General features: G+C 62.0%; 21 protein-coding genes, 1 tRNA gene and 1 pseudogene. 7 read left to right on the top strand and 16 right to left on the bottom strand.

Translation table 11 applies throughout. The annotated features are described in order from the left end of the window. Window positions 1-9 precede the first annotated feature (9 nt). Window positions 10-1,065 carry a potassium channel family protein gene (locus I5E68_RS05730; RefSeq protein WP_197161868.1) on the top strand — a complete coding sequence of 352 codons (1,056 nt, stop codon included), beginning with the start codon at window positions 10-12 and terminating at the stop codon, window positions 1,063-1,065. A gap of 16 nt (window positions 1,066-1,081) precedes the next feature. Here I5E68_RS05730 and I5E68_RS05725 read toward each other — a convergent pair whose 3' ends face one another. Continuing rightward, a complete protein-coding gene (locus I5E68_RS05725) occupies window positions 1,082-1,471 on the bottom strand; it encodes a DUF1761 domain-containing protein (RefSeq protein ID WP_197161864.1) in 390 nt (129 codons plus the stop codon). 149 nt (window positions 1,472-1,620) lie between these two features. Here I5E68_RS05725 and rimO point away from each other — a divergent pair, with 149 nt between their 5' ends. The 3 genes from rimO to I5E68_RS05710 all read left to right on the top strand — a co-directional run bounded on the left by rimO (window position 1,621) and on the right by I5E68_RS05710 (window position 4,913). Beyond that, window positions 1,621-3,003: a 30S ribosomal protein S12 methylthiotransferase RimO gene (gene rimO, locus I5E68_RS05720; RefSeq protein WP_197161861.1), complete on the top strand. Its 1,383-nt coding sequence runs from the start codon at window positions 1,621-1,623 to the stop codon at window positions 3,001-3,003. Between the two features lie 552 nt (window positions 3,004-3,555). Beyond that, on the top strand, window positions 3,556-4,317 hold the full coding sequence (locus I5E68_RS05715; RefSeq protein WP_197161858.1) for a competence/damage-inducible protein A: 762 nt from the start codon (window positions 3,556-3,558) through the stop codon (window positions 4,315-4,317). Window positions 4,318-4,376: 59 nt separating this feature from the next. Further along, entirely contained in the window at window positions 4,377-4,913 is a 537-nt protein-coding gene (locus I5E68_RS05710) for a hypothetical protein (RefSeq protein WP_197161855.1), read from the top strand. A 121-nt stretch (window positions 4,914-5,034) separates the two neighbouring features. On the opposite strand, the gene rplA is transcribed toward I5E68_RS05710, so the two are convergent. The 6 genes from rplA to I5E68_RS05680 all read right to left on the bottom strand — a co-directional run bounded on the left by rplA (window position 5,035) and on the right by I5E68_RS05680 (window position 9,165). Then, entirely contained in the window at window positions 5,035-5,736 is a 702-nt protein-coding gene (rplA, locus tag I5E68_RS05705) for a 50S ribosomal protein L1 (RefSeq protein WP_197161851.1), read from the bottom strand. 4 nt (window positions 5,737-5,740) lie between these two features. Further along, on the bottom strand, window positions 5,741-6,172 hold the full coding sequence (rplK, locus tag I5E68_RS05700) for a 50S ribosomal protein L11 (RefSeq protein ID WP_197161848.1): 432 nt from the start codon (window positions 6,170-6,172) through the stop codon (window positions 5,741-5,743). Window positions 6,173-6,395: 223 nt separating this feature from the next. Then, a complete protein-coding gene (gene nusG / locus I5E68_RS05695) occupies window positions 6,396-6,932 on the bottom strand; it encodes a transcription termination/antitermination protein NusG (RefSeq protein WP_197161846.1) in 537 nt (178 codons plus the stop codon). Window positions 6,933-6,964: 32 nt separating this feature from the next. Then, entirely contained in the window at window positions 6,965-7,159 is a 195-nt protein-coding gene (gene secE, locus I5E68_RS05690) for a preprotein translocase subunit SecE (protein WP_197161843.1), read from the bottom strand. Window positions 7,160-7,315: 156 nt separating this feature from the next. Then, on the bottom strand, window positions 7,316-8,866 hold the full coding sequence (locus tag I5E68_RS05685) for a hypothetical protein (protein ID WP_228726844.1): 1,551 nt from the start codon (window positions 8,864-8,866) through the stop codon (window positions 7,316-7,318). Window positions 8,867-9,089: 223 nt separating this feature from the next. Continuing rightward, window positions 9,090-9,165: transfer RNA gene (locus I5E68_RS05680), tRNA-Trp, on the bottom strand. 163 nt (window positions 9,166-9,328) lie between these two features. On the opposite strand from I5E68_RS05680, the gene aat reads away from it, so the two are divergent. Beyond that, entirely contained in the window at window positions 9,329-10,135 is an 807-nt protein-coding gene (gene aat / locus I5E68_RS05675) for a leucyl/phenylalanyl-tRNA--protein transferase (RefSeq protein ID WP_228727069.1), read from the top strand. Between the two features lie 35 nt (window positions 10,136-10,170). Here the strand turns inward: aat and I5E68_RS20255 are convergent. Then, a pseudogene (locus tag I5E68_RS20255) lies at window positions 10,171-10,353 on the bottom strand (DUF2155 domain-containing protein); the annotation flags it as partial. Window positions 10,354-10,597: 244 nt separating this feature from the next. Continuing rightward, complete coding sequence (locus I5E68_RS05665; RefSeq protein WP_197161833.1) at window positions 10,598-10,999, bottom strand: NADH:ubiquinone oxidoreductase subunit NDUFA12; 402 nt, start codon at window positions 10,997-10,999, stop codon at window positions 10,598-10,600. A gap of 335 nt (window positions 11,000-11,334) precedes the next feature. Between I5E68_RS05665 and I5E68_RS05660 the strand changes: the two genes are divergently transcribed. Continuing rightward, entirely contained in the window at window positions 11,335-11,667 is a 333-nt protein-coding gene (locus tag I5E68_RS05660; protein ID WP_197161830.1) for a glycine zipper 2TM domain-containing protein, read from the top strand. Between the two features lie 93 nt (window positions 11,668-11,760). Here the strand turns inward: I5E68_RS05660 and I5E68_RS05655 are convergent, their stop codons facing one another. Continuing rightward, window positions 11,761-12,303, bottom strand: a complete 543-nt coding sequence (locus tag I5E68_RS05655) for a regulatory protein RecX (protein ID WP_197161827.1) — start codon at window positions 12,301-12,303, stop codon at window positions 11,761-11,763. A 153-nt stretch (window positions 12,304-12,456) separates the two neighbouring features. Here I5E68_RS05655 and I5E68_RS05650 point away from each other — a divergent pair, with 153 nt between their 5' ends. Then, window positions 12,457-14,217, top strand: a complete 1,761-nt coding sequence (locus tag I5E68_RS05650) for a fatty acyl-AMP ligase (protein WP_197161824.1) — start codon at window positions 12,457-12,459, stop codon at window positions 14,215-14,217. A gap of 71 nt (window positions 14,218-14,288) precedes the next feature. Here the strand turns inward: I5E68_RS05650 and I5E68_RS05645 are convergent, their stop codons facing one another. The 6 genes from I5E68_RS05645 to I5E68_RS05620 form a co-directional block, all read right to left on the bottom strand. Further along, the gene (locus I5E68_RS05645; RefSeq protein ID WP_197161821.1) at window positions 14,289-14,738 is read right to left on the bottom strand and encodes a PAS domain-containing protein; all 450 of its coding nucleotides are present in this window, start codon (window positions 14,736-14,738) and stop codon (window positions 14,289-14,291) included. Between the two features lie 113 nt (window positions 14,739-14,851). Further along, window positions 14,852-15,292, bottom strand: a complete 441-nt coding sequence (locus I5E68_RS05640; protein WP_197161817.1) for a DUF2721 domain-containing protein — start codon at window positions 15,290-15,292, stop codon at window positions 14,852-14,854. Window positions 15,293-15,447: 155 nt separating this feature from the next. Continuing rightward, on the bottom strand, window positions 15,448-16,260 hold the full coding sequence (locus I5E68_RS05635; protein ID WP_197164607.1) for a class I mannose-6-phosphate isomerase: 813 nt from the start codon (window positions 16,258-16,260) through the stop codon (window positions 15,448-15,450). A 130-nt stretch (window positions 16,261-16,390) separates the two neighbouring features. Further along, the gene (locus I5E68_RS05630) at window positions 16,391-17,446 is read right to left on the bottom strand and encodes a mannose-1-phosphate guanylyltransferase (RefSeq protein ID WP_197161814.1); all 1,056 of its coding nucleotides are present in this window, start codon (window positions 17,444-17,446) and stop codon (window positions 16,391-16,393) included. Window positions 17,447-17,537: 91 nt separating this feature from the next. After that, window positions 17,538-18,212 carry a TonB family protein gene (locus tag I5E68_RS05625; protein WP_228727067.1) on the bottom strand — a complete coding sequence of 225 codons (675 nt, stop codon included), beginning with the start codon at window positions 18,210-18,212 and terminating at the stop codon, window positions 17,538-17,540. A 198-nt stretch (window positions 18,213-18,410) separates the two neighbouring features. Beyond that, on the bottom strand, window positions 18,411-19,358 hold the full coding sequence (locus tag I5E68_RS05620; RefSeq protein WP_197161811.1) for a GAF domain-containing protein: 948 nt from the start codon (window positions 19,356-19,358) through the stop codon (window positions 18,411-18,413). Window positions 19,359-19,463: the final 105 nt, after the last annotated feature.

The following is a 19,463-nucleotide window of genomic DNA, read 5'->3' as shown; positions in this document are numbered from 1 at the left end:
TTGGTGCCGATGTCGACCAAGCGTAACCCGCCCGCCTTGTTCAAGCCCCTTCGGCGCGCACTGGCGGTTCCTGTCTGGGCAGACGTCGCGCTGCGCCTCGGCGCCGCGCTGGCGCTCGTATTCATCGTCGTGCTCGTCCACTGGTTCGACCGCGATGGCCTGCGCGACAGCTATGACGGAACGGTCAGCTTCCTCGACGTCGTCTATTTCACGATGATCTCGATCACCACGACCGGCTTTGGCGACATTGCTCCGGTGAGTGACAAGTCGCGACTCGTCGAGGCGGTCATCGTCACCCCGATCCGCATCGCGGTGATCTACATCTTCGTGGGCACGGCCTACAATTTCATCATCAAGCGCAGTTGGGAGAAGTGGCGCATGAAGCGCATCCAGGAACGGCTCGAGGATCACATCGTCGTGCTCGGCTACGGCGTCAGCGGCTCCGAGGCGGTATCCGAACTGATCGAGCGAGGCACCGATCCCTCGTGCATCGTCGTGATCGATCCGAGCGGCGCGCGCCTCGCTCAGGCCGAACAGGCCGGGTGCAACGTCATGGAAGGCGATGCCACCCGCGACGAGACGCTCAACGCCGTGCGCATCGGCAGGGCGCGCACGGTACTGGTCTCGGCCGGCCGCGACGATACCACCATCCTGATTATTCTCACCGCACGCCACCTCGCGCCCAAGGTTCCGATCACCGCAGTCGTGCGTGCTGACGACAACGAGCTGCTCGCTCGCCAGGCCGGGGCCGACAACGTCATCAACCCGGTGCGCTTCACCGGCCTGCTGCTGGCAGGTTCGGCCGAGGGCAAGCATATCTCGGACTATCTCGCCGACCTCGCCTCGGTATCGGGGCGTGTTCAGCTGGTCGAACGCCCGGTCGCGGCGAGCGAAATCGGAAAGCCGCTGGAGGCGATCACCTCGGGTAAGGGCCTGCGCATCTATCGCGGTCCGCGTGCCATCGGCTTCTGGCAATCAGAGGCACATTGTCTCGAGGCAGGCGACATCATCGTCGAGATCACCTCGACCGGCTCGGGGGACGACGATCCGGCGCCAGCGACCTGACGCGGATCGTTCCCGATCAACCGAGCAGCCAGAACACCACGGCCATGGCCAAGTAGATAACTGGCCAGAACAGGCAGTCTGCGATCATCTGCGGAACCGGCGTGCGATTGCGCATACTGGTGATCCACACGGCCGGGATCACGAATGCCAGCGCGATGCCCCCGGTCTGCATGAAATAGAGCCAGGGCTTGACCGCCATGGTCTCCGCGCCGATCCGCGCGAAGGCGTGCCCGAACATGGCCGCAGCGAGAAAGCAGGCCAGCGTCACGCCGAGGAAGGCGCCGACGCGCTGCACTGGGCGAGGCTGAAAGCGCCGGTCGCCCATCGGCATCCCGTTCCACAAGATGCCGATGACCATTGCCACGATCGTCGCCAGCACTACGGCCAGCCAGTTTACAGGGCCCATCTCATTCCTCTTTATGCCTATTGGCCCATCCCCTCGCAGGGTGCGCCTTGGGAAACAAGGTCTTGCACCGGGCAAACCGGCCGAGCCGAGCCTGCTCCCTCGTTTTGCGTGACTTCCTGCGGCAAAGCGCGTATCGGGCGCCCCATCCCATGGCTATAGAAATCCCCTCTCCGCCCAAGGTCGGCATGGTCAGCCTCGGCTGCCCCAAGGCGCTCGTCGACTCCGAACGCATCCTCACCCGCCTGCGTGCGGACGGCTACACGATGAGCCCCGACTATGCCGGGGCCGACGTGGTGCTCGTCAACACCTGCGGCTTTCTCGATTCCGCCAAGGAAGAGAGCCTTGCCGCGATCGGCGAGGCCATGGCCGAGAATGGCCGGGTCATCGTGACGGGCTGCATGGGCAATGAGGCCGAATCGATCCGTGCGAAGTTTCCGCAGGTCCTCGCCGTCACCGGTGCGCATCAGTACGAAGCGGTCGTCGAGGCGGTCCACGACGCTGCCCCGCCCGAGCTGAGCCCATATGTGGACCTTATTCCGCAGGCATACGACGAGGCGGGTGTCAAACTGACCCCGCGTCACTACGGCTATCTGAAGATTTCGGAAGGCTGCAACCACGCCTGCAGCTTCTGCATCATACCCAGCCTGCGCGGAAAGCTTGCGAGCCGACGCATCGACGCAGTGCTGCGCGAAGCGGAAAAGCTGGTGCAGGCCGGTACGCGCGAACTGCTGGTCATCAGCCAGGACACCTCCGCCTATGGCGTCGACGTACGCCACGAAGCGAGGAACTGGAAGGATCGCGAGGTGCGCACGCACATGACCGATCTCGCCCGCGAGCTGGGTCAGCTCAAGGACGCCCAGGGCCGCGCGCCCTGGGTCCGGCTGCACTACGTATACCCTTATCCTCACGTCGACGCGGTGATCCCGCTCATGGCCGAGGGTCTGCTCACGCCCTACCTCGACATTCCCTTCCAGCACGCGGCACCCTCAGTGCTCAAGGCGATGAAGCGCCCCGCCAATGAGGCCAAGGTGCTCGACCGCCTGCGTTCGTGGCGCGAAATCTGCCCCGACATCGCGATCCGCTCCAGCTTCGTGGTCGGCTTCCCCGGTGAAACCGAGGCCGATTTCGAGTATCTTCTGGATTGGCTCGACGAAGCCCAGCTCGATCGGGTCGGCGCATTCCGTTTCGAGCCGGTCGAAGGCGCGCGCGCCAACTCGTTGCCCGATCCGGTGCCTGAAGAGGTCAAGGAAGAGCGCTACCAGCGAATCATGGAGAAGACGGCGGCGATCAGCGCGGCACGCCTTCAGGCCAAGGTCGGCCGCGTCCTGCCCGTGATCGTCGACGAAGTCGGCGAACCTGACGAGGATGGCGACATCGGCGCGACAGGCCGCTCGCAGGCCGACGCGCCTGAAATCGATGGCGCCGTCTATCTGCGCGACGTTTCCAACGGCCTCCAAGCAGGTGATATCGTTGACGTTCTTATCGAGGATGCCGACGAGCACGATCTATTCGGAGCTGTCGCCAAGGGCTGAGCCAGCAAGCCGCGTGACCTATTTGCAAGCAAGGCAATTGCACTCTGCGCAAGAGTCGATTTCCTTTTCGCATTTGCAGGACAGCGCCAAAACGAGCATATGAAAAGTGCCTTTCAGGCATCCTCTCCCAAAAGACTTTCAAAGGCTGGCCTTCGGGCCGGCCTTTTTTTTGGCAATTTTTCAGCTGGTTACCGCAGGCCGAGCAGTTGCTCGAAACGCCCCGCATGCAGTTGCATGAAATGCAATTTTTCTACATTTTTTCGCATTTGCAGCGATAACGTTCTCATTGCATAAGGATCCTGCCTTTCAGGCATCCTCTCCCAAAAACTTTCATAGGCTGGCCTTCGGGTCGGCCTTTTTTTTGCGCTGCCGAGATTGAAATACGATCACGTCAATTGTTAGCGCATGACATGACGCGGCATAGCCCGCGCCACATAGGCACGGGCGCTCGCACCGATAGGCATTTCTGGCTCCACGAAGATTTGCCTGGCTTTCGGCTAAATCCGCGATGCGACACTGGCCTGCCCGACACATTTGTCCTAGCCATGCGCCATGAACACCTCCTCGCGCATCTACACCGCCGCCCTCGTCGTAATCGGAGATGAAATTCTCTCCGGTCGCACTCACGACAAGAACATTGCCCAGATCGCATCATGGCTGCAGGTCCAAGGGATCCGCCTCAAGGAGGTGCGTGTGGTCGCCGACGATACCGACGCCATCGTCGAAGCGGTCAATGCGCTGCGCACACGCAACGATTATCTGTTCACCACCGGTGGCATCGGTCCGACTCACGACGACATCACCGTTGATGCGATCTCGGCAGCGCTCGGGGTCGAAGTCGTGGTTCATGACGAGGCCCGCGCAATCCTCGAGGAATACTACACCACCCGCGGCGGCCTCACCGACGCGCGCCTGCGCATGGCACGCACGCCGGCAGGCGCCAGCCTCATCCCCAACCGTTATACGGGCGCACCGGGTATCCATGTCGAGAACGTGTTCATTATGGCCGGTGTCCCCAGCATCACGGCCGGGATGCTCGAAGCTTTGACCGGCACCCTCGAGGGAGGCGCTCCGCTGCTGTCCAAAACGATCGGCTGCTGGGTCGGAGAAAGCGATGTCGCCGTTCTCCTGCGCGAAACCGAGCAGGCCCATCCCAATTGCCAGATTGGCTCCTACCCGTTCTGGGGCGAAGGCCGCACCGGCGCCAACTTCGTCATCCGCTCGGTCGATGCTGAGGAACTGGCAGCCTGCGCCAGAGCGCTTGTCGGTGGGCTGGAAGACATGGGCCGCGCGCCGGTACCTGGCGGTATCTGAGCAGCGCCCCTGCCAGCCCTCCCGCCTCTACCATATACCGACAAGCCTGCACGTTCAGCATGACCAAGCCCTCTTCGCTCGTCGATCGTTTCGATGCCTTTTTGAGGGGCCATGCCAGCGCGAGCCATGCACTTGAGCAATGGCACCGGCACAGCCTTGAGGGAGCCGCTCCATCGCTCGAGGCGCCGCAGTTGCAGGCACGGCCGATCCGCCCCTTCTCCGAGCTGGCCTCGCCACCGGCCGACGCGCTTGCCATCCTGGCCCTTGCTGCGGGCGAGAGTTTACGAGCACGCCATGTCGCCCTGAGCCTTGGCGGCGACGTCGTCTCGATCGCAGCTAACTGGTACGTTCCCGAGCGGCTCGACCCGGCGATGAACGCGGCCCTTGCGGATGGCACAACGCCTTTCGGCAAAATCATCGCCCCGCTGCACTTTGATCGTGAATTGCTCGAATCCTCCCGCCACCCCGGCGCGCCTTGCCCCGAAGGCACGATCTTGCGGCACCGTGCAGTGCTACATCTGCGCGACGGACGAGCCCTGGCCTACCTCGTCGAATGCTACACGCGCGCGAATCTGGCCGCCCCGGCATCAGACTGACACGACGGCAGGCCATCCAGGCCACCTGAACAACGCAGCAGCAGTTAGGACAACCACGAAAAAAGGGCCGGGAGATTGCTCTCCCGGCCCTTTTTTGTTCGACCCTGGGTCGGATCGGCGATCAGGCGCCGGCGACTTCGGTGGTGTCGATCTTGAGGCCCGGGCCCATCGACGAAGACAGCGAGATCTTCTTGACGTACTTGCCCTTGGCGCCCGAGGGCTTGGCCTTGACGATCGCGTCGACGAATGCCGAGAAATTCTTCTGCAGGTCTTCGTCCGAGAACGACATCTTGCCGATGCCGGCGTGGATGATACCCTGCTTCTCGACGCGGAACTCGATCTGGCCGCCCTTGGCGTCCTTCACGGCCTGCTCGACGTTCGGGGTGACGGTGCCCAGCTTCGGGTTCGGCATCAGGCCCTTGGGGCCCAGCAGCTTACCGAGGCGGCCAACGACGCCCATCATGTCGGGGGTCGCGATCACGCGATCGTAATCGAGGTTGCCGGCCTGCATGTCTTCCATGAGGTCTTCGGCACCAACCTTGTCGGCGCCAGCAGCGAGAGCGGCCTCGGCCTTGTCGCCCTTGGCGAACACGGCGACGCGCACGGTCTTGCCGGTACCGGCGGGGAGCGAAACCATGCCACGGACCATCTGGTCGGCGTGACGCGGATCGACGCCAAGGTTCATCGCGACCTCGATGGTCTCGTCGAACTTGGTGGTCTTGAGATCACGCAGCGCGGTCAGAGCCTCGGCAACGGGATAAAGCTTCATGTTGTCGCCCAGCTTCTCGGTGAGCGACTTCTGCTTCTTGGAAATCTTGGCCATCAGATCAGCCCTCCACCACTTCGAGACCCATCGCGCGGGCCGAACCTTCGATGATGCGGGTAGCCGCCTCGATGTCGTTGGCGTTCAGGTCCTTCATCTTGACCTCTGCGATCTCGGAGAGCTTCGAGCGCGCGATCTTTCCGGCCGAAACCTTGCCGGGCTCCTTCGAGCCGGACTTGAGGTTGGCAGCCTTCTTGATGAGGAAGGTGGCGGGCGGCGTCTTGGTGACGAAGGTGAAGCTGCGGTCAGCATACACGGTGATGATGGTCGGGATCGGCATGCCCTTTTCCATCTCCTGCGTGGCGGCATTGAACGCCTTGCAGAATTCCATGATGTTCACGCCGCGCTGACCCAGCGCCGGACCGATCGGCGGCGACGGGTTTGCAGCGCCCGCGGGCACCTGCAGCTTGATGTAGCCTTCAATTTTCTTGGCCATGATGGCCTCCTTTCACACTGTCGGGCGCGCATGCGCCCTCATGTTTAGCGGTCAGACGAGAAGTCCGGCTTGCGCCTCGCTACTCTCCCGCCGGGAATCGCAAACGACCGAAAGCCGCTGCGAAGGCCGGGCCCTTAGCCCAGAACCCGGCAAAAGAAAAGGGGCGCCGTGACAGCGCCCCGTCTCTTTATCCAAGCCACGCAGATAGCGCGGCGAGTGATGCTTACTTGCTGAGCTCGACGTGCTCGAAGTCGAGTTCGACCGGCGTCGCACGCCCGAAGATCGAGACAGAGACCTTGACCCGGTTCTTGTCGAAGTCGAGTTCCTCGACGATGCCGTTGAAGCTCGCGAAAGGACCGTCGAGCACCTTGACCGAATCGCCGATCTCGTAGTCGATGCTGACCTGCTTGCGCGGCTCGGCAGCAGCAGCCTCGGCAGCGCCGAAGTAGCGCGCGGCTTCCGATTCGCTAATCGCCTGCGGCTTGCCGTTGTTACCAAGGAAGCCCGAGACCTTCGGCGTGTTCTTGACGAGGTGGTAGACGTCGTCGTTCATCGCCAGCTTGGCGAGAACGTAGCCGGGCATCGTCTTGCGCTCGACCTGGACTTTCTTGCCGCGCTTCACCTCGGTGATGGTCTCTGCGGGGACCTGAATGTCCTCGACGAGCTGCGACAGGCCAATGCGCTCCGCCTCGGCGAGGATCGCTTCCTTCACCTTGTTCTCGAAGCCGGAGTAGGCGTGGATGATGTACCAGCGGGCCATGGTTCTCTCTTCAGTATCCAGCGTTCAGACGATTACAGGAACGACAGCAGCGAGCTGACGACCCAGCCGAACAGCGCGTCGACGCCCAGGAAGAAGCTTGCGAGCAGCACGGTCATGATGCCCACGAAGATCGCGGTCGTGACCGTCTCCTGGCGCGAAGGCCAGTGAATCTTGCGCGTCTCTGCCTGGACCTGGCGCATGAATTCGCCGGGATTGATCTTGGCCATGTCGCTCGCTCTCGTATCTCTTGCCTGTTTGCGTGAACGCAAAAAATGTCTCGTGCCTTGCGGCGCGGATTCGGTCTCTTCCGCCTAGGGGAAATCGCCGCCCCGGCCGAGGCCGGGAGGGGCAGACTGTTTCCTCATGTCGGAAGAGCGCCTGATCTAGCTCCCGTCCGCCGGATTTGCAAGATCAACCGCGCTCGGCATGCGCGCAAGGAACGAATTGGGCGTGCTGTAGATGATCTTCGCGCCATCGGGCAACGCGACCGGGTGCGCATCGCCGATGTACCACAGGTAGTCTGCATGGCGCGCCGGCTTGAACTTGCGCAGGTCGATGCGCTGGTTCGGCGAAAACAAAATCCGCTGCGTCGGATCGGCGAACCGATACCTGCGCTCGCGCATCGAGAGCATGTGCACATCGGGCAGCGCGAAGTTGGAATTTTCCATCGCTCTGCTCCGGACTACCGCATAGCTGCCAAAGTGCTCGAAGGGCCCGAAGAACCACTGGCGGCGGGGAATCGCAACCGCTGTAGCGACCCTGGCGCCCTCTGGCACATAGTCGAGCGCGGCAATCATCGTGCGCGCGGTCTGCGCGTCCCTATACCAGACCCAGCTTGTGAGCGCGGTGCGCGACACGAAGATCAGCGATGCCGCAACAAGCAGCCATGCCGGGATGCGCGACCGGAAGTCCACTGCCAGAAGTGCAATCATCAGCGCTGCCGTGCTCAGGCGGTAATCGGCGTAGTCTCCGCCAAAAATCTGGCGTGGAACCGCCAGCGTCAGCCCGAACAGGATCAGCGCCGCCCATCCAAGGCGCCCGTCGATCCGCTTCACCAAGAGGGCCGCCAGCACGACCAGCAGCAACACGCACAAGGTGGCGATGTCGAAGACCTGGTCCTGATTGCGCAAGGCCTTGTAGAGGATGCCCCACTTGTACTCGAGCACGCCCCAGCGTCCGTAGGAGACCTTGGAATTGGCACCCATCCCCGCCAACATGGGCAGGAGCGGGAAGATCAGCGGCCAGGGCGCGAGAAACGGGCGCCAGTCACGCCAGCCGCTGCGCCGCGTCCACTCGTAGCCGAACACCAAGACGCCAAGTATCCCCCAACCCGATACGTGACACAGCCAGACAACGAAACCGAGCGGGATCATGACCAGTCGCCGCCATGGCGATCCTTCCATCCGCACCCATAGCGCGAAGGTGAACAGTGCGAGAGCCAACGAGAGAGAGTAGTTGAGGAACCCCATCAGCAAGGACGGGGACCAGATCGCCACGAGCGCGAGGATAGGCCCCAGCCCAACACGACGGCGCAGCACCCACGAGACCGAGACAATCGACAGGCCGGTCAAGGCCGGGATCAACGCGACGATAATGCGCCCTGCCATTTCCACGCCGAACACCGGCGCAAGCGGTACCATCAGCAGTTCAGCACCGAGATTGCCCGTCCATTCCCAATGAAACAGGAAATACCAGGTCAGGAATGGATCGCGCCCATGATCGAGCATGATCTTGTAGCCGGCGAGATGCGACGGGTAGTCGGTCATCTGCGGGGTCCAGGCCACCAGCGCTGGCAAGGATGCCAGCAGCGAAAGCGCAATTCCCAGCCAGAACAGCGCGTCGAGGCGCCCTGCCCGCCACACGTCCTGCACCTTTCCCGAAACCGCGCTTGCGCTGGCCTCTGCGCCCTCGCCTGCCTCGGGCGAATCCGTCAACGCGCTTTCCTGCATGGGTACCCTTGTTCGACCTTTCACCGGGATACAGATCCGGGCGCGGCTCCCTTAAACCCCGCCGCGAGATTGGCAAGCAAGCGCTACGCGCGAATCACCGCTTCGGCAATGGAGCCGACTTTGCAGTTCGGGGATGTAAGGGAAACTCGGCCGGGCCAGCAGCTGGCGGCGAAGCCTTCGACCATGGCCCGAAGAACCATGGTGAAAGTGGCAGGAGTGGCAGGATTCGAACCCGCGGCCCTCGGTTTTGGAGACCGATGCTCTACCAACTGAGCTACACTCCTGCGGGTGGCGGTCCCACTAGATGGTGCCGCACAGGATTACAAGGACCTTATGCACAGGTTCGCCAGACAAATGCACGTTTCCATGTCCACCGCAGACCGTTTTTGCTAGAACACCGCTGTGCACGCACCTCGTACGACCGATCCGATTGAACCGGAACTGCTCATGCTGGCCTACCGCAGCGGGATTTTCCCGATGGCGGACAGCCGCGATGACCCCGACATCTTCTGGATCGAACCACGACTGAGGGCGATAATTCCGCTCGATGGCCTGCACGTGTCGCATTCGCTGGCGCGCACGCTTCGTCGCAACCGGTTTACAGTTACCTGCAACGAGGCCTTTTCGATGGTCATGGACGCCTGTGCCGCGCCGCGCCCTGCCCGAAGCCAGGACGAATGCCTCGATGATGATGACGACGAAGGCGGCAGCTGGATCAGTCATCGCATCCAGCGCAGCTACGAGAACCTGCACCGACTTGGCCTTGCCCATTCGATCGAGTGCTGGCGCGAGAGCGCTGATGGCACGGCACGCGAACTCGTCGGCGGACTCTATGGCGTGGGATTTGATCGGGCCTTTTGCGGCGAGAGCATGTTCTCGACCACGAGCGATTCGTCAAAGGTCGCATTGTGCTGGCTCGTGGCCGCGATGCGCCGTGGCGGCGCAACACTACTCGACTGCCAGTTCATGACCCCGCACCTCGCCTCGCTCGGCGCGCAGGAACTGCCGCAGAAGGACTATCTCAAGTTGCTGCAGGCAGCACAGTCGGGCGAGCCCGGCGATCAGTTCGCCGCGTTATCACCTTCTGGCGCGGGCACTGGATCGGTCTCCACCGCCTCTTCGACAGGATCTGCTTCGGAAGGCGCGCTTTCGCTGCCCGATGCTTTTGCCGCATTGCTAGAGGATGCGGCCGCTGCCGGGCTCTCGTCTTCGCCGGGAAAACTCATTGCACAGGCCTTGACCCAGACGTCGTAAACCGGGTGCTCGACCACGTTCAGCGCTGGCGAGTTCTTGAACAGCCAACCCGAGAACACCTTGTGCCAGGCAGGCTTTCGCTCCGCCTCCAGCTGCTCTTCCACGAAGACCTGAACGAAAGCGCCCTCTTCACGCGGACGCTCCCAGGGCAGTGACTTCTCGCAAGTCGCGAGCTTTACCACCAAGGTCCCTATCCGACGTGACTCACCCGGCTTCATCACCAGCTCGCTGGTGACATTGTTGCGCTTGTTGAGCACGCCAAGGGTGGCAACGCGGTCCTTGTTGGGAGTCCCGACCTGCTGACCTTGCGCCGCCTGCGCCGGACCGGCCTGCATTCCCGAGATTGCCTCGGGAACACTGGTATCCATCGGCTCGGGCTCAGGCGCGTCCGAGCAGGCCGCCAGCAATGGCAGCAGCGAAAACGTTAGCGGATAGGCAACCAGCCGTGACATGCGGCCGCGATCAGGCTTCCGGAGACCATGCCTCATAGTCACCCGTCGCAGCGGCACGCTTGCCACCCCGCTCGAGCGCGCCCTGCGGGCGATAGGCAGCACCGGTGCCGGTGGCATTGGGAGTGTAGTCCACTTCCCAGATACGCGCGGGCGGAAGGTGGCTTTCGGGAATGCCATCATACGAGTGATGCAACCAGCCATGCCATTCAGCAGGCACGCGGCTCGCGTCGTTGGCACCCTCATAGATCACCCAGCGCTTTTCGTAGCCCTCAGTCGTCAAGGCCTTCTTCGCGCGAAAGTACTTGTTGCCTTGCGCGTCCGTGCCGACGTGCTCGCCATTACGCGAGGACCAGAGCGAGGTGCCGATGGTGGCGCCGTCCCACCAGGTGAAGATATTGGACAGGATTCCCATGAGCCGCGCGTTAGCCCGCTTTGCCCGCGATGCCAAGCGCATTGAACGGCTTTTTGGCCGCGAATGGCGCAACCGTGTCCTGTCGTCCGGAGCCTGTGAGCGCGCGAGACACCCCCCCCCCCCGACCGCGGGCGCATCGGCAATCGAACAACTCACCGCCCCTGACGCCTCCACTCGTCGCAGAAAAGCGGCTTTTCCGTTTGTTCATCTGACGTTGTGGATCACCTGCGGCGCTTCCACGTTTCCTTCCCGAACACCATTCAGGTGATCGCCCCAGGCCCACATCGGCTCCGAGCCAGGCACGGCGGGCGATCGCAGACCAAGGAGAGCCAACTATGCGTAACGCCCTAATTGCCGCTACGATGGCAGCGGTCGCTGCCCCCGTCATGATCGGCGCCGCCGCTACCCCTGTAGAAGCCCGTGATCGCGATTATCGCCGCACCGACAACGGCATCCGCTACTGGCGCGGTGACAATGGCAAGTACTACTGCAAGAAGTCGAACGGCACCACCGGACTACTGATCGGCGGCGTAGCCGGGGCGCTGCTGGGTCGAACCATCGATGGCGGACGTGACAAGACAGTCGGCACGATCGTCGGCGCCGGTGCAGGCGCCCTCCTCGGCAGGGAGATCGATCGCGAATCGAGCAAGCCAGCTCGTTGCCGTTAATGGCGGAATGGCAATTCAAAGTCGCAAGTTGAGAGCGCGGCATCCACCCGGGTGCCGCGCTTTCCTGCAACTACCCGAGACCTGTGGCCGAGATCAGTCGACGATATCCTCGTCCGCCCATTCCTCGGCTTCGTCGATACCTTGCGCTTCTATAATCCGGCGCGCGACATCGAGCCGGTGGCCTGCCCTTAGCATGGCAGCAAGATGCTTTTCGCGCATTGGTCGATCAATTTCTTCGCGGGCATACGGGCCAAGACGCCGACGCCGCGCGAGTGCAAGCGCCGCCTGCCGCTCAGCGGTCTCGCCAGGCTGCATTTGCACTTGCAAATCTTCATCGACCCCCGCCTGCCCTAAGGCCTGACCGATGCGCCTGCTTCCATAGCCGCGCCTGAGCAGACTGCCTGCTTTCATCCGCGCCCAGGTTTCATCGTCGACATAGCCCAGTTCGACGTAGCGCTCGACGAGCCCATCCAGCGCGGGCTCATCTTCGCCCTCCCAGCCTCGTTCGCGCAGCTTTCTTTGCAGATAGGCCCGCAACTTGGCTTGCGTCGTGGCGAATCGCGCGACATAGGCGAGCGCCAACTCTTCAAGTCGACGGGGGTCGAGCGGCCGGGGATTGTGACGCTTGGCAGACATCTTGCCCTAATCGTGCCACACTCGGCGCAGATTGGGGAGAGCCATCAGATCCGTGAAAGTGACGGAACCGCTCGCACAGGGTTCAACGCCCGAAGCGCGCAGAACCGTTGATTTCGCGGATATCAGTGTAGAACAACAACGGGTTAAGAAACAATGAGCGACACCATCAGCGTGGTGGCGAGGACGGGTCAGGAACTGGTTCCCACGCCTAACGGCGACACACTCGAACGACGCTTCGCCGACTTCGACACCTTTTGTGACGCGCTGGACTATGCCGCCAGCGGCAAGCGCGGGTTCAATTTCCACGATCCTCGTGGCACCCTCAAGCATGTTTACCCCTTCAGCGAACTGCGGGCCGATGCCCTCAAGGTCGCCTATGCGCTGGTCGCACGCGGCGTCAAACCGGGCGATCGCATCGCCCTGATCGCGGAAACGGGTGCCGAGTTCGCGGCGATGTTCTGTGCCACCGTCTATGCCGGTGCATGGCCCGTCCCCCTTCCGCTGCCCACGAGCTTCGGCGGCAAGGACAACTACATCGAACAGCTTTCGGTGCAGCTTTCCAGTGCCGATCCCCTGATGCTGATCGGTCCGGACGAAATCGCGCACCTCACTTCGGCTGCTGCCGAGCGTCAGGGCTGTGGTCACGCAACCTGGGCCGATTTCGCTGCGAAGGATGCACCCGAGATCGCCTTGCCCAAGGCCGATCCCGACGACATCTGCTACCTGCAGTATTCGAGCGGTTCGACCCGCTTCCCGCACGGCGTCGCGGTCACCCATCGTTCGCTCATGTCGAACCTGGCGGCACACAGCCACGGCATGGAACTGATCGATAGCGACCGCTGCATTTCCTGGCTGCCCTGGTATCACGACATGGGCCTGGTCGGCTGCTTCCTCTCGCTGATCGCCAATCAGGTTTCGGGCGATTACCTCAAGACCGAGGACTTCGCCCGCCGTCCGCTGGCATGGCTCGACATGATCACACGCAATCAGGGCACTTCCATCTCGTACTCACCGACTTTCGGCTACGACATCTGCGCCCGCCGTATTTCCAGCCAGACAAGCGTTGACGAGCGTTTCGACCTCTCGCGCTGGCGCCTGGCCGGGAATGGCGCGGACATGATCCGTCCGGACGTGATGCAAAGCTTCGTCAATTCCTTTGCTGCTGCGGGCTTCAAGGCCAACGCCTTCCTGCCCAGCTACGGCCTTGCCGAAGCGACGCTCGCCGTCACCATCATGCCGCCGGGTGAAGGCATCCGCGTAGAGCTCGTCGAGGAAGAGCGCCTCTCGGGCTCACCGCGCGATCTCAGCCGCCCGGCCCGCTACCGTGCCATCGTCAACTGCGGTAAGCCCGTACGCGATATGGAGGTCGTTATCCGCGGCGAAAACGGCGCTCCACTTGCCGACCACCAGATCGGCAAAGTCTGGTGCCGTGGCGACAGTGTCATGCACTCCTATTTCCGCGATCCCGAATCCACGGCGGAGTGCCTCGTCGACGGTTGGCTCGATACGGGCGACATGGGCTACATGGCCGATGGCTACCTGTTCATCGTCGGCCGTGCGAAGGACATGATCATCATCAACGGCAAGAACCACTGGCCCCAGGACATCGAATGGGCGGTCGAGCAGCTGCCCGGCTTCAACCATGGCGACATCGCCGCCTTCTCGGTCGAAACCGACAATGGCGAGGAAGCTCCTGCGGTGCTGGTCCACTGCCGTGTCTCGGACCCGGTCAAGCGCATCGAACTGCGCGACCTCATCCGCGACAAGGTGCGCTCGATCACCGGCATGAATTGCGTGGTCGAACTGGTTCCGCCCAAGAGCCTGCCGCGCACCAGCTCGGGCAAGCTCAGCCGCGCCAAGGCCAAGAAGCTCTATCTCGCGGGCGAGATCGAACCGTTCGCCATCGCTGCCTGACACCGGACTTTATCGATCGAAAACAAGAGGGGGCGGTCTTCAAGGCACCGCCCCTTTTTTTATCTGAGCGGTCAGGCCCGGCCAATATGGACCGCGCGGTGATGATCGAAAGCTGTGCCGATCGGCCTATCCAAGATGTCGGTGACTTCTCTGATGACCACCAGAATGTTCTCCAGAGTGCCGAGCGGATTTTCTATCCGGCGCACCGAAATATCCCAATACCGAGATTCCCGTTGTCGATCGCGGCTCTTACAAATGAACCGATAGTCGCGCCCCATCAAGCAGGCGAGAAGTGCATTCTCGGCCTCGAGCTGGGCGCTCCTCGGAAACAAGGCAATCCAGCCTGTTCCTTTCCCAGCCATAACGCCATGTTCGCCAAGCAGATGCCGCGCGTATCTGTTGAGATATTCGATCTCGCCGAATGAATTGAGGACGTGGATCGCTTCACTGCGACTTTCCACGATCCCTGCCAAGACCTGCCGCACGTGTTCTGGCACGTGCTGGGAGACATTCGCAAGCACACCCCTACCCCAGGTTACTTCATTCCCTTCTTGCCCAGTTTGCCAAGTGACAGCTCAAAAATCAACGATTGCATCCACGCAAATGTGCTAGGTTTCGCTTCCAGCCAGACCAATCAGATGTTGCGGTGTAGCTCGAGATAGTCGGTCGGCACCACAAGTGCCTCCGCCGCGACCTGAGTCTCCCGCAGGAACAGAACCAGTGCGAACAGCAGCAGCATGATCGAGATCAGGAATACGATCGCGACGAGCAGGTGGAGATCGAGTTCCGCAAGTCCTTGCAGAAACAGTAAGGCGACGGTCGAACCAATGGTCAGCGCCGAAAGCACCATCAGTTTGATTGCCCGCGTAATGATCTTGATGCGCCGATCAACCAGACGGATCTCTCGCACGATCATGTCATGCTCGCCGCCCTCGGTCTCGTTATGCAACCCCTGCAGGTAGCGAGCCCGATCGACGACACGGCCAAGGCGGGTCGACAGGATATTGAGAATATTACCGATGGCGACCAGCACGAAGACGGGCGTGAGCGCCAATTGGATGGTCTGTACGATCATGACCTGTCTATCGCACCAAGCCTACGTGATGACCAGCCTCTCCCCTGCGACAAATGTCCACGACAGCTACCCTCACCACGGTTAGCAGCAGGTAGTAAGCTCGTTTAACGCCCCGCCTGACATAGGCGATGGCAAATTCGCCTGCTCGATGCCGGTCAGTTCAATGCCGCCGCCAGCAGGCAGACGCCACTCTCGGAAAACGTGATTGCATCGATGCACGATGCGACAGCGCACTGACCGACGCAGATCGTGTCTCCATCGATCAGGAATGAACCACTCCGAGGTATTACGAGGAGCGCGCCGGGAAACCGTGCCTGCACCTCTCGATCAGGCACACCCGCGACCTGCTCGAGCCGAAACAGCGGGCCGTCCACCAGCACTTGCGAACCATGGTCCGACACCCGCTTGCGCAGGGCTTGCGCGGCATATGGCCGAGCACTGGCGACGGCGATGCTCTCGTCGAGATGCAGCCTGCGCGGACGCCCGTAGTCGAAAAGACGGTATGTTATGTCGCTGTTCTGCTGGACTTCAATGAGGCTGACGCCGCCGCCGATGGCGTGAACGGTGTTGGCGGGAATATAGAAAAAATCCCCTGCGTTCACCGTGTGCCAGCTCAGAAGTTGCTCAATCGAGCCATCAAGTGCAGCAGCACGCAGATCCTGAGATGAGATCTCCTCCTCGAAACCGATGCCAAGCTTGGCGCCCGGCTCGGCATCGAGGATTAGCCAGCATTCCTCCTTGCCTTGCCGACCGATACCCATCTGCAAGGTCTGCGCATCGGAAGGATGGACCTGCACCGAGAGCTTTTCGCTGGTGAAGATATATTTCACCAGCAATTGCGGGAGCATGGCAGGTGGCTCGAACCAGATTTCTCCGATCCGGCGATCAGCGAGGCCTTCGAACGGCGCCGGCAGCTGGTCCCGCCCCCACGGCTTCTCGACGAGGCTGACCGGAAGAGCGGCGCTCATAGTGGCGACACCGGGCATGTCGCTGGCGCAACCGAGCGCACGCAACACGAAGCTTGTTTTTGTCCACAAGCAACGTAGCGCGGCCACGAGCCTGCTTGGCTATGCGCGAGCATGGCCCGTCCCTCGCCCCTCACTGGTTGAGTGCACCCTTGAGCTTGCCGACTTTCTGCGCACCGGCAACGGAAGTAACTAGGATGTCGTCGCCATCGACGACAACGACGACATTTTCGAGCCCGATCACCGAGACACGAGGGCCATCGCTATCGACCAGGACGTTGTGGCAATCGACAAGTTCTACCTCGCCTCTGCCGAGCGCACTGTTGCCGCTCCCATCGCGCTCCTGCGCTTCGTGCAAGGCATGCCAGTTACCGATATCGGACCAATCCATGTCGACGGGCACCATCGCAGCGCGCTGCGTGTTCTCCATCACGGCATAGTCTACAGAATCGCTTTCCACCTTGGCGAAAATCGCAGGATCGGGATGAAACCTGCGCCCGTCCCAAGTGCCGGACGCCACAGCTTCGCGGGTCGGTTCGGCGATGTTCGGGCGGTGCTGTTCGAGTTCCCTTAGGAAATCCCCGACGCGAAAGGCAAAGATGCCGCCATTCCAGGCGTAGCCACCTTCGGCGAGAAAGGCCTTCGCCCGCTCTAGCTCGGGCTTTTCCACGAACTGGGCAGTCCGGAAGCCGGGTTGCCCGTCACTGCTCGCGATGGGTTCTCCACGCTTGAGATAACCGAAGCCGGTTTCAGGAGCCGTGGCCGCGATGCCGAACGACACGAGCCAACCGTCACGCGCCAGCGATGCCGCCTTATTGGCCGCTTCGCGGAAGGCATCGGGCTTGCCGATGAAATGATCGCTTGGGCAGACCAGCATGACGGCGTCTTCCGGCAACGCACAGGCTGCCAGAGCAATCGCCGCCGCCGTGTTGCGGGCAGCTGGCTCGACGATGATGCGCGCGCCGTCATCCTTGCCAAGCTGAGCCTCGACATGATCGAGATGTGCGCGCCCGGTCACCACGATCGGTGCATCGAAACCGGCTTGCGCGGGGCACCGCGCGATCGCCTGCTCGAAAAGGGTTGAATCTCCGACGAGCGGAAGGAACGGCTTGGGCTTCGACGCACGGCTGCGCGGCCACAGGCGCGATCCAATTCCTCCGCAGAGGATCACGGGAACTAACGTAGACATAGCCTTCGAAAAATTGCCTAAATCGCCTAACAGTTAAAGCGAAGATACCTTCAGATCGGTTGCACTAGTTCCGCAGCGCCGGACCGCGCGCTTAGCAGCAAAACCACCGCTGTTTCCAGCGATAGATTGCCGGCACCGGCTCGCCACGTGCATTGCTCGCAGGCCTGAACCGAAAGCGCTTCGTCGCCAATTCGCAGGTAATCCGATCCGCATCCGGGTCCGGGCTTGGCCGATGGATACGGCACGCCGAGACCTCCCCTTCCACATTCACATGCAGGTCGATGATCACGGAATGTCCGAGTCGCGCCTGCCTGCCGGCGCGCGGATAGTCCCGCGCGGAATTTATGTCACCTGCAATCTTGACCGTTGGACTTGCGCGTCCCCCACCGCCGGTACCTTGACCTGTTGCGCCAGCGCCAGTCCCCACACCTTCGCCCGCGGCGCCCGAACCTGCCCCCTCTTCGCTTGCCCCGGCGCTGTTCTCCAGCCCCTCGCCGGCCACCGGCGGGGCGCGTTTCTCGGTGAGTACCACTCGCGGACTGGGGGCGGACGACGGGCGCGGACGAGCCTGCTTCGCCGGCGGAGCAGACGCCCCTTCCTCTTGCGCAAGAGCGCGGGTCGGTTTTGTCTCCGGAGGTTTGGGCAAGGGTTCTGCCTGAGGCTCTACCTCAAAGGTAGTGAGCACGCTGCGGATACCTCGCGCCGTATCCTCGAAAAGCTCCGGACTGAACGCACGGATCAGCAGAAGCGCAAAACCGGCGTGCATGACAAGGACAGCCAAGGCGACAAACGGCTTTGACGCGTACCGGGCAAGCCAGCTTGACCCGTGGCGCGAAACCGGCACCATTCGCTCTGCAAGCGGATCTTTCATCTACTAAGTAATGGAAAGTCGCAGGCTCATTGCAAGGTCGGCAGCAACTACAGGCGCGCCGATTAGCCCATCCATTGCGTGGATCGGCGCCCTTCAGAAATAAAAAGCGATGACATCGTCGCGACCATGCGGTTCACACACAACCGGAAGCACGACCATCGAGCGTAGCCCGATTTCGACGGCGTTCACTGCGACGGCGTTGCTCGTATCGGTCGCGAGGTCTTCGTCTAGCAGCGGTACCCCCTTGCGGCATGCCCGCGTGAAAACACCGGCGCCATCACTGATCACCGTGTCCGCATATAACCTGGCAAGTTCGATCCCGCTTTCGCAGTAGCCGTCGACGAAGGTTAGCCCTCCGTCCTCTGGAGACCGGCGCCAGTGCTCGAAGCGCCCGGCGATCGGTGAATTTCGCGCAGAGAGACAAGTCAGTATCCAGGGTTTGCCATCAAGCGTCGGGCAGGGAATTCCGATCGCTCGGTTGATCCCGACCCTGACCGCCTCTTCGCGCCGGACGAAGCGTTCACCTGCGCCTATGTCGGCAAGAATTTCGGGGCGTGCATTATCCCAGACACGCCCGGGAAGACCCACTCCCCGCCCAAATGCCGTCGCCCGTGTGGCCTTTTCAAACGCCCGGGCGCTCCCGAAATAGCCATCGACAAGGGACAAATTATCGTCGCCTTCATTCAGGCTCCAAAGCTCGAGAGCACCCACGCTGTACCGATCATCGCCGCAAAACAGGATCAGCACCGCACTCAATTGGCCCGAGGCAAAGCATGGCATGGCGACAGCGCAGCTTAGACCTTCGGTCATCGCCGCATCGCCGCGACGGAAGTAGGACGCTCTCAGATCCTTGAGCACAATCGGGTGCCCCGCGCGCCAGACCTGGCCGGGCAAGCCCTCGCCATATGCGAAGCGCATCCCCCGGCTGATTGCCGCGAAATAGTCGAGCGTGCCATAAAGCCCGCCACTCAGCTCAATGCTCAAGCCGTCCCGGGACGGCAGCCATATTTCCGTGGCCCGGATAAATGGTTCCCTGATCATCCTGCCCTTCCCGGATGCACGTTCTACCGCAAAGGGCACCGCCTTGAGAATCAGGGCAAATACGCGAACCGAACACTACGAACTGCCTGCCCCGCACTGCGCCAG

Source organism: Novosphingobium aureum, from assembly GCF_015865035.1.
Lineage (GTDB): Bacteria > Pseudomonadota > Alphaproteobacteria > Sphingomonadales > Sphingomonadaceae > Novosphingobium > Novosphingobium aureum.
The sequence above is the reverse complement of the archived record's forward strand: the minus strand, read 5'-3'. Positions and strand labels throughout refer to the sequence as shown.

Coding starts and splice junctions, on each gene's coding strand:
- I5E68_RS05730 (WP_197161868.1), top strand. CDS start 10: ATGTCGACCAAGCGTAACCCGCCCGCCTTGTTCAAGCCCCTTCGGCGC.
- I5E68_RS05725 (WP_197161864.1), bottom strand. CDS start 1,471: ATGGGCCCTGTAAACTGGCTGGCCGTAGTGCTGGCGACGATCGTGGCA.
- rimO (WP_197161861.1), top strand. CDS start 1,621: ATGGCTATAGAAATCCCCTCTCCGCCCAAGGTCGGCATGGTCAGCCTC.
- I5E68_RS05715 (WP_197161858.1), top strand. CDS start 3,556: ATGAACACCTCCTCGCGCATCTACACCGCCGCCCTCGTCGTAATCGGA.
- I5E68_RS05710 (WP_197161855.1), top strand. CDS start 4,377: ATGACCAAGCCCTCTTCGCTCGTCGATCGTTTCGATGCCTTTTTGAGG.
- rplA (WP_197161851.1), bottom strand. CDS start 5,736: ATGGCCAAGATTTCCAAGAAGCAGAAGTCGCTCACCGAGAAGCTGGGC.
- rplK (WP_197161848.1), bottom strand. CDS start 6,172: ATGGCCAAGAAAATTGAAGGCTACATCAAGCTGCAGGTGCCCGCGGGC.
- nusG (WP_197161846.1), bottom strand. CDS start 6,932: ATGGCCCGCTGGTACATCATCCACGCCTACTCCGGCTTCGAGAACAAG.
- secE (WP_197161843.1), bottom strand. CDS start 7,159: ATGGCCAAGATCAATCCCGGCGAATTCATGCGCCAGGTCCAGGCAGAG.
- aat (WP_228727069.1), top strand. CDS start 9,329: ATGCTGGCCTACCGCAGCGGGATTTTCCCGATGGCGGACAGCCGCGAT.
- I5E68_RS05665 (WP_197161833.1), bottom strand. CDS start 10,999: ATGGGAATCCTGTCCAATATCTTCACCTGGTGGGACGGCGCCACCATC.
- I5E68_RS05660 (WP_197161830.1), top strand. CDS start 11,335: ATGCGTAACGCCCTAATTGCCGCTACGATGGCAGCGGTCGCTGCCCCC.
- I5E68_RS05655 (WP_197161827.1), bottom strand. CDS start 12,303: ATGTCTGCCAAGCGTCACAATCCCCGGCCGCTCGACCCCCGTCGACTT.
- I5E68_RS05650 (WP_197161824.1), top strand. CDS start 12,457: ATGAGCGACACCATCAGCGTGGTGGCGAGGACGGGTCAGGAACTGGTT.
- I5E68_RS05640 (WP_197161817.1), bottom strand. CDS start 15,292: ATGATCGTACAGACCATCCAATTGGCGCTCACGCCCGTCTTCGTGCTG.
- I5E68_RS05635 (WP_197164607.1), bottom strand. CDS start 16,260: ATGAGCGCCGCTCTTCCGGTCAGCCTCGTCGAGAAGCCGTGGGGGCGG.
- I5E68_RS05630 (WP_197161814.1), bottom strand. CDS start 17,446: ATGTCTACGTTAGTTCCCGTGATCCTCTGCGGAGGAATTGGATCGCGC.
- I5E68_RS05625 (WP_228727067.1), bottom strand. CDS start 18,212: ATGCACGCCGGTTTTGCGCTTCTGCTGATCCGTGCGTTCAGTCCGGAG.
- I5E68_RS05620 (WP_197161811.1), bottom strand. CDS start 19,358: ATGATCAGGGAACCATTTATCCGGGCCACGGAAATATGGCTGCCGTCC.